This is a genomic window from Lacticaseibacillus paracasei subsp. paracasei (assembly GCF_000829035.1).
Taxonomy (GTDB): domain Bacteria; phylum Bacillota; class Bacilli; order Lactobacillales; family Lactobacillaceae; genus Lacticaseibacillus; species Lacticaseibacillus paracasei.
Genome location: NZ_AP012541.1, coordinates 1,474,892 through 1,488,656 on the forward strand (window position 1 = coordinate 1,474,892; position 13,765 = coordinate 1,488,656).

Consider the following 13,765-nt stretch of genomic DNA (forward strand, 5'->3'; position numbering starts at 1 on the left):
TGCAATGCTTTGCGGTGGCTTTTTTGTTTTGGTCTGATTAGGACGATGATCATTCACTGTCTTTAATGGTTTGCTTCATCATACTAAGAAAACGTTGCGCGATTCTGGACAACTCGCGATCACGTTTCCAGACAAGCGCTACTGGGTCCGCTAATGCTGGTGCTAATGGTCGGAAGGTCAATGATGTGTTAGGACTTTGGGTGGCCAAATATTCAAGACACAAGGCTCGTCCTAAGCCGACAGCAGTCATCCCAAGCGCATCGACGGTCAGGTCATAAGTCCCAACAATGTAAGCCGGATCCATGCCTTGGCCTAACCAGTGTTCAAAGGTGTTGCGTGCGTGCGTGGCCCGCGGCAGGATTAATTCACTGTCGCCAATGTCCGTTGGTGTCATCAATAAATTATCAGTTAACGGATCATCACTGGTCATCAAAATACCCCAAGCATCACGAACTGGCAGTAGCAAACTTTCATACTGCGTCTGCTGCTTGCCAGGTCGCAGTATGAAATCATACATGCCGGCCTCAAGATTGGCCACCAGCCCTTCATCGGAGCCATAGGTAACATGAACATGCAAACTGGGGTATTGATGGCGCAATTCTTGGGCAACATGAAGAACCAACCGTTTGCCGCTGGTTTCGCCTGCACCAATGTAAAGGTCACCACCAAGGGCATGTTTACTTTGCAAATTATTCTTTGTGCGCTCGGCAATTGCGGTGAGTTCACGTGCCCGGTTTAACAAATAGGTACCATCTTCAGTTAGCGTCACACGTCGATTACCACGAACTAGCAATTTAACGCCGAGCTCTTTTTCCAAGTCTTTTAATTGGCGCGATAGTCCGGGTTGTGAAATGCCCAGCGTTCGTGCCGCCGCGGTAATACTGCCGTGGTCAGCAATTTCAATGAAGTTGCGCAACGTCTGCAGTTCCATAAACTCCCCTACTTCCTATCAGCCTTGTTTATCGCAAACGACTTCCTATAACAATTATACCCTATCCGACAACAATTGTATTCCCTTTCACACAGCAGGACGCAACTATTTTGTAAGTCACGCTCGCCACGGGTAATTTATTTAAATCTAGTCACTCGCATCTCTTGCAAAAGATCCCAGCCTGATTCAAAAAAAGCACCGGCTGCAAATGAGCCGATGCTAAAGGATTACCAAATTTGAACACGTTTTTCCGGTGGCAAATACATCCCATCACCTGGTTGGACATCAAAAGTTGTGTACCAATCATCAAGATTGCGTGGCTGAATGTTCGCCCGCAATTCGTGTGGTGCATGCACATCAACCGCTAGTAGCATTTTTTGCCGTTCGAGGCGAGACTTTGAACGCCAAATTCTTGCCCAGTTGATGAAGAAGGCATGCAGATCAACGTCCGGTTCTCTCTTGGCTGTATCTAAAGCCGCAGCCAAGCCGCCAGCATCAGCGATGTTCTCAGAAACAACGAGTTTGCCATTAACTTTACCGGCTTCAGTTTCAAGACCGTCAAATTCTTGGATCATGGCTTCGGTGAGCTTGTTAAAGTGGGCATAATCAGCCTTTTGCCACCAGTTCACCATATTGCCAAGTTCGTCAAATTGAGCACCGTTATTGTCAAAACCATGGGAAATTTCATGGGCAATGACCGCGCCGATACCGCCCAGATTTTCGGAAGCACTTTGTTTCAGGGAATAGAACGGCGCCTGCAAAATGGCGGCTGGGAAAGTGATGTCGTTCTTGGAAGGATCATAACTGGCATTGACCAAGTGACCTGGCATATTCCAGACGGTGCGATCAACAGGCTTGGTGAGCTTGTCGAAGTTGTACTGAAGCTCAACAAGTTGCATCGCGTTGATATTATCGATCAGTGACTTATCCGGATTAACGTGCAGCAAATCGTAGACGTCCTCAGGTTTATCGGGATAACCCATTTTGAGCACCATCTTGTCGAGCTTAAGAATCGCCTTGTCCTTGGTCGGTTGTGATAGCCAATCAGAGTTGCTGAGTCGCCGTTTGTAAGTGGCAATCATTTTTTGGACAAGTTGTGTTACATCAGCCTTCGCCTTTTCGCCAAAATAAGTGCGGCCGTAGTAAATGCCAATTGGTTCGCTAAAGAAAGCGTTGGCTAATCGGTAGGCGTGTTTGATTTGATCCGGTGCTTTGGGCGCACCGGATAGCGCACGACTAAAAGTACCGCCTAATTGGCGCAATGGTTCGCTTAAAAGACTAACAAGACTGTTTAGCCGGGTGACATACAACCAGTCGCGATAATTGCTGAAGTTAGCTTCGTTGAACAACTGCGTAAACTCATCCAAGAACCGCGGATCATTCACAACGACCGTTTCTGGCACCTGTTTAAAGATCTTTTGTAAGAAGTCAGCAAACTTGAATGGCTTGAGTTTTTCAACAACCTCCGCTGTCGGCATCGGGTTATAGGCCTTAGGGTAATCTGCCCACTCTTCAGAACTCTTAATATGTTTCGCAATTTCTGCATCAAAGGCCAAGGCGCCAGCTAAAGTTGCCTTTTGCGCAGCAGCGTCAAGATCTGTGTAAGCTAAAAGCTTAGCCATCATATCTTTGAAAATGGTCATCAATTGTTCGCCGTTTTGATTGCCCTTGGCGTAGTATGTGGTATCCGGCAAAATGGTTCGTGGACCCATCAAATTAATCACATTTTTGCTGGTGTCTTTCATGTCAGCATCTACGTAGAAATTAAATGGCGGGTCAATCAGATGCTCCTGAAGCAGTTCGGCTGCCCGTTGATTGTAATCCGCAAGGTCTTTAATGCCAGCAACCAAATGTAGTTGCGGCAAGGCTGGTGCAAAGCCCGCTGCGTCTCGGGTCTTGAAATCCTTGGCTTGTTTGTACAGCGTCACCGCAGATGCAAAATACTTGTCTGGCGTCGTTTTTTTGCCGTCAGCAATCGCTGAAAAATCAGCCATCATTTTTTCTTCGACTTCATCGGCAAGGTCCTGAAAACCGCCAGTACTGCTTTTGTCATCAGGAATGACTGCCTGATCCGTCCAAGCCCCGTTAACTGCCCGGTACAGATCATCTTGGTAGCGCACTTCACTAGTCATTAAAAAGCCCCTTTCAATATGAACAGATATGTCATAATCTTAACGCACTTCTCATTTGCGTGCACGGTTGAATCGCTTTTCAGCCATATTCCTTTTAGTTGAGAACAATGAAGAACTGATTAAGTCAATTGTTCACAATCGAAATCGCTTTCTTTTTAATGATTAACCCGCTAAAATGGAGCATGAAGTCAAATCGATGGCTAGTCGTCAATGGCAGTCATCATTCAGGAGGATTGAAAATGTATTATGTCATTATGAAGTCTCATGATATTCGTGAGAATCTGGCAACAGAACAATATCTCATGAACTCGAAACAATTTGATGAACCGTTACTGCTGTTCTACTATGAAAAGCCGAGTGTGATTGTGGGCCGAAACCAGAATACGCTTGAAGAGTTGAATCAAAAATACGTGGAGGATCATAACATTGTTGTGACGCGGCGGTTATCCGGTGGCGGCGCAGTTTATCATGATCTCAATAACTTGTGCTTCTCGTTTGTGGTTGACAGTGACTCTGAAGAATTTGGTGACTTCAAGTCCTTCACACAGCCGATTGTTGATGCAATTCATACTTTAGGGGCGACTAGCGCTGAAGTTTCTGGCCGTAATGACATGCTGGTCGACGGTAAAAAGTTCTCTGGCAGTGCTATGTATACACGTAACGGCAAGACGTTCTCCCATGGTACTTTGATGCTGGATGTTGACATGAGTGTGATTCCTAACGTCTTGAACGTCCCAGAAGACAAGATCAAGAGTAAGGGCATTAAATCTGTTAAGAGCCGTGTGACGAACTTGCGGCCTTATCTAGATAAAAAGTATCAAAACCTCACTGTTCCTGAATTCCGCGATATTCTTTTGACTCGGTTGTTCGGCGTTGATGACATCGCTGAAATCAAAGACAAAGAGTATCACGTCACCCCAGAAGACGAAGTCGAAATTAAAAAGATTTACGATGATGTTTACAACAACTGGGATTGGGTATATGGCCATAGCCCGGAATTCACCACCAAGAAGCGGAAGCATTTTGACTATGGGACGATTGATGCTCGTTTCGATGTCAAGGAAGGCAAAATTGCTAACGTCAAATTCTATGGTGATTTCTTTGGTCCTAAGGATATTGCGGATGTTGCCGGTGCGTTAAAAGGCAAGCCTTACACGTCAGCAGCCATTAAAGACACTTTAGATGCCATCAACACGAATGAGTACTTCACCAATATTCCTAAGGACGATGTGGTTAACCTGCTCGTACCATAATCGCATCAGTTTTTAGAACTTAAGGCAGCACGGCCAAATGCTGTGCCGCCTTTTTTCATGCAAAAAGGACAACCTTTAACAGGCTGTCCTTCGATCGATCAGCGATTGATCGCTCAATTATATTTAATTTGACTAATGGCGTACGCCTGAATCCTTTTCGCTCCCCGACCTGTTGCCACGGTGATCACGCCGCGTTCATTATAAGGTTTGACAGTCGCGGCCTCAATATCGACCACGCGTCCCTTGAGCCGATGGCGATCAATCGTATTGATCGCGACCTCATGCTGCGTGTGCAATGCATCTTGAAGCAAGTTGGTAATTTCTTCCGGGCGTTGTGCCATAAGCAATTCCTCCTTCATCTAAGAGCAGACGAGCGAAAAACCTGTCCGCAGATGTCTCAATGCGCATCGCTGCTAGCCGCGGTGAACATCAGTCAGCGACGATGCAGTGACTGAAATCGGTTACAGCTTCAGTATAACGGTTGTGTCGAAAAATTTCAGTATCCGCGCGTGAGATCAACTTGATGGCTTGCCAATTGGCCGCTTGATATCAAGGTTTTGAGGTTATCATTAAATATTTTAAAAACTTTGTCGCGTAATTGCGGCACCGTGCCCGAAATATGCGGCGTGAGCAAAACGTTCGTCATGCCCCATAATGGTGAGTCTTGCGGCAGTGGTTCCGGATCCACCACATCCAAGGCAGCAGCACTGATTTGATTGTTTTTCAATGCCTGCGTCAAAGCAGCCATATCAACTGACGGACCACGGCCAATGTTAATGAAAAGCGGTTGTTTGCTAGCGGCTGCAAAGAATGCTTCATCATAAAAGTGTTTTGTATCTGGCGTTAATGGTAACGCGTTGATGACGACATCTGCTCGCCCTGCTGCCTCATGGGTCGCCACATCCGTCATCACTTGGTCAAATCCTGCAGCTGGACGGCCATGTGCACTCACGCCAATCGTATGCAAGCCCAATGCCTGGAGTTTGGTCGCAATCGTTGATCCAATATGACCGGTGCCAAAAATGACTGCTGTTTTGCCCTTAAGCAATGTCATTGGCGGTCGCTCTTGACGTAATGTCCACATGTCGCGATCTGCTCGAATGGCTGGCAAAATACAGCGACTGATCGTAAACAAGACGCCAAGCACATACTCCGCAATGGGTTCGGCGTGAATGCCGCTTGTATTAGCCAGCAAGACATGGTGTTTAGCCAACTCAGCCAATGGTAAATAATCAACGCCAGCGGACATCGCCTGCACAAACTGAAGTCGGTCAAAGTTCACGCGCGTAGCCGCAGCATTCCAACCATAAACCACGTCAATTTGTTGAGCCGTGGCATCATCAAGCTTGTCAGCATCGATGACGCTGTGTCCCGCTGCTTCAAGTGTTTGGCGCTGCTCCGGCTTCAGACTAAAGCTGTTTAGAATCTTCATCATGTCGCACTCCTTTTCAAAAAACGCGTACGTAGGCGCAAAAACCTGCGTGTAAGGACCTTGGCTCCAATGGCCAAAGTTCGGCCATCACAGCCAAGGCCGCTCACTTACACTCCGGTTTCTAACCGCCCCTGGTCACGCTCTATCATGGTGCCAGTTAGGTTTGCCCCAATATTGGAAAAGATCGGTTCGGATAGTCCCATTATACAGCTTGCGGCGCTTGGTTGCCTTGCTGCCATAAGCCTTTTCAAAGCCCATGTCACTTGTCAAAATGTACTTGCTCCAAGTGGTTAAAGGCGCAAATGCTTGGCCCATTTCTGCGTATAATTGTCGAACCATGGCCTGATCGTTGAGCCGTTTCCCATAAGGTGGATTGGCAACAATGACCCCGTTTTCTTTGCTCGTCGAAAAATCTTTAACCGCCAATTGTTTAAACTGAATGCTATGCAGCAAGCCTGCTTGTTGCGCATTCAACTTGGCCATATCAATCATGTCACCGTTAATATCGCTTGCCTGAATATCTAATTCACGATCAAAGTCAGCTTGATCCATCGCTTCATCTTTGACGGTTTGTAAGACTGGCTGGTCAAAAAAGCCAAAGTTCTCAAAAGTAAATTGGCGTTGCAGACCCGGTGCAATGTTATGGCCAATCAAAGCGGCTTCAATCGCAATTGTGCCGGAACCAGTGGTTGGATCGACAAACGGCATATCCGGATGCCAGTTTGTCAACATGATTAACGCGGCCGCAAAGTTTTCCTTCAACGGCGCCTCACCTTTGGCAATTCGATACCCGCGTTTAAACAGACTTGATCCAGTCGTATCAAGCGTCAATGTTGCAATATCTTTTAAAATCGAAACTTCCAGCGGGTAAGTCGCGCCAGTTTCCGGTAACCGCGTCGTGCGATGATAAACCGCAGACATTTTTTCAACAATTGCTTTTTTGGTGATGGCTTGAACGTCCGGTTCTGAATGTAATTGCGAACGAACCGCTCGGCCCTCAACCGGGAACGCTGCGTCAAGCGGTAGGTAGTGATCCCAAGGTAACGCCTTAACGCCTTCAAAAAGCGCATCGAAAGTCAGCGCCTTGAATTGACCAACAACGATTTTAATTCGATCGGCACTACGCAACCAAACATTGGTTAGCGCGATTGTCTTATCATCGCCTTCAAAATAAACCTTACCATTTTCTGTTCGGGTTTGAATGCCAAGGGCTTTCAATTCTTTAGTTGTCACAGATTCAAGTCCGGCAGCCATCGTGGCAACAAGTTGATATCTCATATGGGTTTTCCTTTCATTCATGCAGCGTTTTTAGTGGTTAGTTTTAGTTTACAAGTTTTTGAGATGGTTTGGGGGAAAATGGTACTTGAATTGGTGATTAGAAAGTGGTCGTGATGATCACAGGAATTTTTGTGTAAGGAATTTGAAGGTAAAAAATTCGTGGTTCTTTTAAACGCGCAAAAAGCCGCAGAAATTGACGTGTAAGGGCTCTTGAAGCAAGACAATGCCCACCCCCGTGTGGAAAAGCTCTGTTGGCTCTCCGAAACGCGCAAACAAAAGCAGAAACCTGCACGTAAGGACCTTGACCCTAATGACCAACGTAAGGTCATTAGGGTCAAGGCGACTTACATTCCGGTTTCTAAACGCTTTTGTTTCCGCTCTTAAAAAAACAGCCCGGGTTTCCCCGGGCTGTGCCTGCATGTAGATCCCTATAAGCCATGTTTTGTTCCAGAACTTGTTCAGGCACAAGCTCCTTCAGTCATCATCTATCTCAGCGTTACCGCTGTATTGCCGTCGCTTCAATTTGCTTGGCAAAACGCCCCTACCAAAAGTTTGGGTTACTCGCTCGCGGGGTTTACCCGTTCCACCGCTCAGGTTTCCCTGATCGTTTCGTCACTGTGGCACTTTTCAGACCTACTAGCGCATAGCTGACGCCTTAGCGCGTTTGGCCGCCGTAGCCGTTTACACGGCCCCTAAGCTTATTGGGCTTAGCACGAACACTACAAGCATCTCAGCTTGTGCGGGCATGGACTTTCCTCAGCCTGCAAAAGCAGACCGCGATCACTCAGGACCTACATGTGATCATTAATATTGGTCAACGTCGGAATGGTTGCCGTCATCATGATTGTCAACACTGCTATCAGATAGCTTTGAGCCGAACACATGACGTTCCAGATTACTCAGACGTTTAAGAATATCATAATTTGTCGCAGCCGCATTGGTTTGCGGCGTCTGCGCACTGACATTCTTGGAAACACTCAGCTGTTTGGTCAGCTCGTCGACCCGGCTAAACAGCTTGGTATTTTCTTCCTTCAGTCGATCAATCTCATTGGTGAAAGCTTCGTAATCGCGGATGATACCATCCAAGAATTCGTCAACTTCATCAGGATCATAACCGCGGACCTTGTTTTTGAACTTCTTGTCCAAAATATCCTTAGGCCCGTACTGGATGCTAAACTTTGTCTCTTTGTTACTATCCATTCCGACACACCTCATTGTTTTCATGGAACCAAACTACTAATTAGCTTACCATATCTCAATCATTTTGAAAATGCTCATTTTCAGCTTCTGCCATTGCTTGCGCTGTTTCTTCTAAATCATCCATGGTAATGAGCTGAACTGGATAATCACGACGGTCAGCCATCGCCTCTGCTGCTTGGTAATCCCATTTAGCTTTACCTGGAAATTCTGGATCATAAACCAGCAGCGCTGCATCTGTATGGATGGTCATGAACCGGGTATAGCCCTGCAACTGCGCTGGTTGTTGATACGGTGCTTGCGAAACCGCATCAGAAAAGTCCACTTGTCCACGTAGGGCCGCCAGTTGACCTTGGTTATCTTCATTCCACTGCTTGCCAAAATCTGTGAATGGAACCATCATCGCAATTTTAAAATCTGGATACAATGGTTTGAGTCCTAAAGCAACCTCGACTGCCCACTGCTCCACGCCTAATTGCCCGCCAGTAATTAACCATTCCAAGCCTTCATCAAGAAACTGCATGAGCGTATTTTTTAATGAAGTTTTAAGTACCTTAAGTTTTGGGTCATTACTGCCAAAAACGTTGAGCTCATAGGCACGGTACCCCGTGACCCATAATCGTTTTCCAACCATGACTTACCTCCGATTATTAGGCCAAAGCGGCTGATATTGGTATAATAGCGCAAGGAGTGTGATCGCATGACCATTCATTACCCTAATGGTAATCCATACAAAGACGGGACGCAATTTTCATCACAAGCTATTTCGCGTCCAACTATCTATGGTGGACGCGGTATGACGTTGGAAGAAGAATTGAACATCAGTAATCAATATTACCGCAGTATTGATAAAGCGGTCGTCTACAAGAAACCGACCCCAGTTCAGATTGTGAAAGTTGACTACCCTAAGCGAAGTCAGGCTGTGATTCGCGAGGCCTATTTTAAAACGCCGTCAACAACAGATTATAATGGTGTTTATCGTGGATTTTACCTTGACTTTGAAGCTAAGGAAACTAAAAATAAAGCGAGCTTCCCGCTAAAAAACTTTCATCAGCATCAGATTGAGCATTTTCGGCGCTGTTTGAAACAAAGCGGGATCTGTTTTGTGGTCATTCGGTTTGCAACCCTGAAACGTCTCTTTGTTTTCCCTGCCGGTCGACTGATTGACTGTTGGGACCGACAACCAGACGGCGGTCGCAAATCGATTCCATTGAAGGATATTGTCACAAACGGATTCGAGCTTCATCCACAACTACAGCCGGTCATCCCCTTTCTTGATGGGGTTGACTGGTTGATTGAAACGAAAGTAGGTAATGTGCGTGGCTGATAATCAAAATATGTCGCGAATGGCCCGACGCCGCGAAGATAAGTTCACGAAAGGATCTGCCCCTAAACCGCCAAAACGATTATGGCGGCGAATTCTTAAGTGGACGTTGCTCGCGATCCTGGCATTTTTCATTCTCGGCGTTGGCCTGTTTTCCTGGTACGCTAAAGACGCGCCAGAAGTGACTCAGGCAAAATTAGAGTCAGGCGGTTCCAGTACCATTTATGATCGATCTGGCAATGAAATTACGACACTTGGTTTGGAAAGTCGGGATTATGTGAAGGCCTCGGAAATCCCGCAACAATTAAAAGATGCCGTCGTCTCCATTGAGGACCGGCGCTTTTATGATGAGAAATTAGGGGTTGATCCTGTCCGAATCATCGGGGCAGCGTTTAATAATATAACAGGCACTAGCGATGGTTTACAGGGCGGCTCGACTTTAACGCAACAACTGATCAAATTGTCGGTTTTCAGTACCAAATCCTCCGACCAAACCCTTCGGCGTAAAGCACAAGAAGCTTGGTTGGCCATGCAGGTCCAACAAAAATATAGCAAGGATCAGATTTTAGAGTATTACATTAACAAAGTTTTCATGAACTATGGTCAATATGGCATGAGCACGGGTGCTAAGTTTTACTTTAACAAGTCACTGAAGGATTTAACGCTTGCGCAGACTGCGTTTATTGCAGGCCTGCCGCAAAGCCCAGCCGGTTATGATCCCTATGAATATCCGCAAAAAGCAACTCAACGGCGCAATGCCGTCATTGATGCCATGTTGCGTGATAAAAAGATCACCGCGACGGCGGCTAAACAAGCCAAAGCAACACCAATCACTGATGGCTTAAAGCCAAAACAGCAGCAAACTAATACCGCAACCAATGACAAAGTGATTGATTCTTACCTCACTCAAGTGATTGCCGAAGTTAAGAAAAAGACCGGCCTTAATCCATATACCGACAACTTGGATATTTATACTAATATCGATATGGGCGCCCAGCGTCGGCTTTATGACATTGTTAACACTGACGAATACGTTAACTTCCCTGATGATGCCTTCCAGACCGGTGTCACGATGACCGATCCAAACAATGGTCAGGTTCTCGCACAAATCGGCGGTCGAAAAACTGGCGACGTCCGATTGGCCTATAATCGTGCTGCACAAAATACACGTAGCAATGGGTCTACCATGAAACCGTTGATGGATTATGGACCAGCAATCGAATATCTGAATTACTCCACTTACGAGCAGATGACCGATGAACCGTACACGTATCCGGGCACGAGCATTTCACTTTATGATTGGGACAAGAAGTACCAAGGACGCATCTCTATGCGGACAGCACTTGAACAATCACGAAATATTCCAGCGGTCAAGACCCTTAGTACTGTTGGCATGGCGAATGCGGTTAAATTCCTCAGTGGTTTAGGGATCAATTTGCCAAGTTCGGAACAATATCTCTCAAGTGCGATCGGTGCTTCTGTCAATACCGTTCAAGAAGCTGGTGCTTATGGCGCCTTTGCCAACGGCGGCACGTACTATAAACCGTACTATGTTAGCAAAGTTGTCACCGCTGATGGCAATACCCAAACCTTCAATAGTCAAGGCAGCCGGGCTATGAAGTCCAGTACCGCCTATATGATTACTGACATGTTAAAAGGCGTTCTGACCAAAGGAACCGGGACCTCGGCGGCTATTTCTGGACTGTATCAAGCTGGTAAAACTGGGACGACTGACTATAGTGATGCCGAACTCCAACAAAACCCCGCATTGAACGCAACTGGCATTGCCAAAGATGCCTGGTTCACAGGTTATACACGTAGCCGAGTCATTTCGGTTTGGACCGGTTATGATAAACCGACTTCACACGGGATTAACTATGCTGAACAGACCATTTCACAAGAAATATACAAAGCACTAATGACTTATACGTCACAGAGTCTGACCAATCGTGATTGGACCAAGCCTGATACAGTTGAGTCTTATAATATTCTCAAGGGAAGTAATCCAGGAACGGCCATTACCGGCGGATCTGGTGATACGACTAAAGAACTCTACGTCCGCGGACACGGCCCAAGCAGCCGCAAAGCGGCAGTCGAGTCCTCTTCCTCGAGCTCAAGCAGTTCTGTTAGTTCCTCTTCACGAGAAAGTATTGAAAGCTCAAGTTCAGTTTCCAGCTCTGAGCCGGTAGTATCAGCCTCTGCCTCCTCTCAACCTTCAAATCAAGAACCAAGTGCCAGTTCAAGCGAACCAAGCACGCCTTCGGGTTCTGGTAGCGGCAGCGGTGGTAGTAACAACCCCTGATAACGACTAAGCTGCTTCAGTAAACCCTAAAAAATAGCCTCATCCGCTTCTTGCACCTGCCTAACGACGGCAATGCAAGAAGCGGATGAGGCTTATTTTTACGGAAATTATTGTTGGCTGAGGCGCACAACATCCAAATGATGCTGCTTTAGCAAGGCTTCGCCGTATGGATCGTTACGATAATCTTGCGCATAAACCACGCGCTTGATACCGGCCTGAATCAAGGCTTTGGTGCAATTAAGACAGGGAAAAAAATTTACGTAAACAGTTGCACCATGGGTACTGACACCGTTAGCCGCACACTGGATAATCGCGTTCATTTCGGCATGAATTGTGCGAATGCAATGGCCGTCTCGCATCAAATGGCCAGCCTCATCACAGTGCGGATCGCCACTAATGGCACCATTATAGCCAGTCGCAATGATCCGATGTTCTTGCACCAGAACAGCCCCAACTGTGGCTCGCTCACAGGTTGATCGTTCCGAGACCTTCTCCGCTAACTCCAAAAAATACTGATCCCAACTTTCCCGATGAACGGTTCGTTTGGATGGCACAATGCTATCTGTCATGATTTGCCCCCTAAAGGTAAATAATGTGTTTCTAAAAACGCCCATTGCGTCCCTGCTGGCACTTGCGGATCACGGGCGCGCAAATACTCCCGGCCAAAACGAATTAGGCTGCGATGAAGTTTAATCCATTCTGACGGGGGCATCAAGGCTTCCAGTCGCGCCTGAACCTGAACCGGTGTCGCATTTTGCGGGACGAGTCCCAACCCCTTTACAATTCGACTAACATGCGTATCCACAGCCACACCTGGAATGTTGAATGCATCACTTAAAACAACGGTGGCTGTTTTCTTGCCAACGCCTGGCAAACGGACCAAGTCAGCCGCTTTGTTGGGAACCTTACCTGCATATTCCTTAACCAAAATATCACTCAAAGCTTTCAAATGCGCAGCTTTAGTACGATAAAGGCCTAGCCGGCTAATGATCGCAGCGATCGCCTCAACCGGCGCTGCAGCCATGTCAGCAGGCGTCGGATAAGCCACAAAAAGCTTTGGCGTGACCGCATTGACGGCCACATCGGTCGTTTGCGCCGATAACATGACGGCTACAAGAATCTGAAATGGATCCTCGGCGTGCAAGGTTGGTTGCGGATCAGGATAAAGTGCCATGATCTGATCAAATAGTTGTTTGGCTTCAGCATCGGTCACAAATGGTGCCTCCTCTTGGGCTAATGATGGGTGAATTTTCATATAAGGTTTTCCTGGCGCTTGTCATTGCGGCTTTGTCACAGCTCCTGATGACGTCTAATATCTGCCTGAACCTGCTGTGGCGTTTTAAGATTGCGGCGTTCCCAGTTCAACAAAATGCGATCCATATATTTTAGCGAATAAGCCGAGTTCAATACGGCCTCTCGTAAAGCTAGTAAAATGACTTCCGGTAGATAATGATCGGTTGTAAGCCAATCACGAATCGTCTCTTGCTCAATTGGCGATAGTGGTCGTCCGAATTCAATCTCAATTTGGTTGAATACATTGGTTTGCGCATCAACATTTGCTTGCGAAGTTGCCGGGGTTGGTGTGCCACCAGCTGAGGTTGGCAGTTTAGCCAATATTGGACTGAGATCATAATGATCACGCATCCGACCATGACCATCCGGGACACTTTCCAAAGCAATGGCTTGTTTTTGAATAAGCGTCTCAATGGCACTATAAATCGCATTTGGGGCAACGTTCATTCGGGCAGCTAACACTTTCAAATCCGGTGCCTGATGATGGCTTGCCTGCCACTGATCAATGAACAAATAAGTCATGAACTCGGTTTGGGTTAACCCCAAGGTGGCGTAGTGATCAAACAGCAGGTTCGACAGACTGAACTGCCCTGCCTCAAGATAAGTTTTGAAATCCGTCATGG

The 13,765-nt window shown here is 46.8% G+C and carries 13 protein-coding genes and 1 other RNA gene; 3 read left to right on the forward strand and 11 right to left on the reverse strand.

Translation table 11 applies throughout. From position 1 onward, the window contains the following. Nucleotides 1–49: 49 nt before the first annotated feature. Complete coding sequence (locus LBPC_RS07255) at nt 50–931, reverse strand: LysR family transcriptional regulator (protein WP_003594517.1); 882 nt, start codon at nt 929–931, stop codon at nt 50–52. A 227-nt stretch (nt 932–1,158) separates the two neighbouring features. Next, entirely contained in the window at nt 1,159–3,063 is a 1,905-nt protein-coding gene (locus LBPC_RS07260) for a M13 family metallopeptidase (RefSeq protein ID WP_003594519.1), read from the reverse strand. Between the two features lie 239 nt (nt 3,064–3,302). Between LBPC_RS07260 and LBPC_RS07265 the strand changes: the two genes are divergently transcribed. Beyond that, on the forward strand, nt 3,303–4,316 hold the full coding sequence (locus tag LBPC_RS07265; RefSeq protein ID WP_016386941.1) for a lipoate--protein ligase: 1,014 nt from the start codon (nt 3,303–3,305) through the stop codon (nt 4,314–4,316). Between the two features lie 113 nt (nt 4,317–4,429). Here the strand turns inward: LBPC_RS07265 and LBPC_RS07270 are convergent, their stop codons facing one another. From LBPC_RS07270 to LBPC_RS07295, 6 genes are all read right to left on the reverse strand, one after another. Next, nucleotides 4,430–4,657: a hypothetical protein gene (locus LBPC_RS07270; protein WP_003594523.1), complete on the reverse strand. Its 228-nt coding sequence runs from the start codon at nt 4,655–4,657 to the stop codon at nt 4,430–4,432. A gap of 155 nt (nt 4,658–4,812) precedes the next feature. Next, complete coding sequence (locus LBPC_RS07275) at nt 4,813–5,751, reverse strand: phosphoglycerate dehydrogenase (RefSeq protein WP_003660877.1); 939 nt, start codon at nt 5,749–5,751, stop codon at nt 4,813–4,815. A gap of 132 nt (nt 5,752–5,883) precedes the next feature. Next, nucleotides 5,884–7,026: a THUMP domain-containing class I SAM-dependent RNA methyltransferase gene (locus LBPC_RS07280; protein ID WP_003594527.1), complete on the reverse strand. Its 1,143-nt coding sequence runs from the start codon at nt 7,024–7,026 to the stop codon at nt 5,884–5,886. A 426-nt stretch (nt 7,027–7,452) separates the two neighbouring features. Next, nucleotides 7,453–7,818: RNase P RNA component class B (gene rnpB, locus LBPC_RS14835), an RNA gene on the reverse strand. A 12-nt stretch (nt 7,819–7,830) separates the two neighbouring features. After that, nucleotides 7,831–8,226 (reverse strand): cell division regulator GpsB, encoded by a 396-nt coding sequence (gpsB, locus tag LBPC_RS07290; protein WP_003565600.1) that lies wholly within the window; start codon nt 8,224–8,226, stop codon nt 7,831–7,833. 55 nt (nt 8,227–8,281) lie between these two features. Further along, on the reverse strand, nt 8,282–8,857 hold the full coding sequence (locus tag LBPC_RS07295; RefSeq protein ID WP_003565602.1) for an SLOG family protein: 576 nt from the start codon (nt 8,855–8,857) through the stop codon (nt 8,282–8,284). Nucleotides 8,858–8,923: 66 nt separating this feature from the next. Between LBPC_RS07295 and recU the strand changes: the two genes are divergently transcribed. Both recU and LBPC_RS07305 read left to right on the forward strand, forming a co-directional pair. Continuing rightward, on the forward strand, nt 8,924–9,550 hold the full coding sequence (gene recU / locus LBPC_RS07300) for a Holliday junction resolvase RecU (protein ID WP_003565605.1): 627 nt from the start codon (nt 8,924–8,926) through the stop codon (nt 9,548–9,550). Next, a complete protein-coding gene (locus tag LBPC_RS07305; RefSeq protein ID WP_003565607.1) occupies nt 9,543–11,849 on the forward strand; it encodes a PBP1A family penicillin-binding protein in 2,307 nt (768 codons plus the stop codon). The genes recU and LBPC_RS07305 overlap by 8 nt, the downstream gene beginning before the upstream one ends. Before the next feature lie 107 nt (nt 11,850–11,956). Here LBPC_RS07305 and LBPC_RS07310 read toward each other — a convergent pair whose 3' ends face one another. The 3 genes from LBPC_RS07310 to LBPC_RS07320 are packed head-to-tail and all read right to left on the reverse strand — an operon-like array spanning nt 11,957 to nt 13,763. After that, complete coding sequence (locus LBPC_RS07310; protein WP_003565609.1) at nt 11,957–12,418, reverse strand: deoxycytidylate deaminase; 462 nt, start codon at nt 12,416–12,418, stop codon at nt 11,957–11,959. Beyond that, nucleotides 12,415–13,104, reverse strand: coding sequence for an endonuclease III domain-containing protein (locus tag LBPC_RS07315; protein ID WP_003660870.1), 690 nt, complete (start codon nt 13,102–13,104; stop codon nt 12,415–12,417). Before LBPC_RS07315 ends, LBPC_RS07310 begins: the two co-directional genes overlap by 4 nt. A gap of 35 nt (nt 13,105–13,139) precedes the next feature. Continuing rightward, nucleotides 13,140–13,763, reverse strand: a complete 624-nt coding sequence (locus LBPC_RS07320; protein WP_003565613.1) for a DnaD domain protein — start codon at nt 13,761–13,763, stop codon at nt 13,140–13,142. Nucleotides 13,764–13,765 lie beyond the last annotated feature (2 nt).

Coding starts and splice junctions, on each gene's coding strand:
- recU (WP_003565605.1), top strand. CDS start 8,924: ATGACCATTCATTACCCTAATGGTAATCCATACAAAGACGGGACGCAA.
- LBPC_RS07265 (WP_016386941.1), top strand. CDS start 3,303: ATGTATTATGTCATTATGAAGTCTCATGATATTCGTGAGAATCTGGCA.
- LBPC_RS07270 (WP_003594523.1), bottom strand. CDS start 4,657: ATGGCACAACGCCCGGAAGAAATTACCAACTTGCTTCAAGATGCATTG.
- LBPC_RS07275 (WP_003660877.1), bottom strand. CDS start 5,751: ATGATGAAGATTCTAAACAGCTTTAGTCTGAAGCCGGAGCAGCGCCAA.
- LBPC_RS07320 (WP_003565613.1), bottom strand. CDS start 13,763: ATGACGGATTTCAAAACTTATCTTGAGGCAGGGCAGTTCAGTCTGTCG.
- LBPC_RS07315 (WP_003660870.1), bottom strand. CDS start 13,104: ATGAAAATTCACCCATCATTAGCCCAAGAGGAGGCACCATTTGTGACC.
- LBPC_RS07310 (WP_003565609.1), bottom strand. CDS start 12,418: ATGACAGATAGCATTGTGCCATCCAAACGAACCGTTCATCGGGAAAGT.
- LBPC_RS07280 (WP_003594527.1), bottom strand. CDS start 7,026: ATGAGATATCAACTTGTTGCCACGATGGCTGCCGGACTTGAATCTGTG.
- LBPC_RS07260 (WP_003594519.1), bottom strand. CDS start 3,063: ATGACTAGTGAAGTGCGCTACCAAGATGATCTGTACCGGGCAGTTAAC.
- LBPC_RS07295 (WP_003565602.1), bottom strand. CDS start 8,857: ATGGTTGGAAAACGATTATGGGTCACGGGGTACCGTGCCTATGAGCTC.
- gpsB (WP_003565600.1), bottom strand. CDS start 8,226: ATGGATAGTAACAAAGAGACAAAGTTTAGCATCCAGTACGGGCCTAAG.
- LBPC_RS07255 (WP_003594517.1), bottom strand. CDS start 931: ATGGAACTGCAGACGTTGCGCAACTTCATTGAAATTGCTGACCACGGC.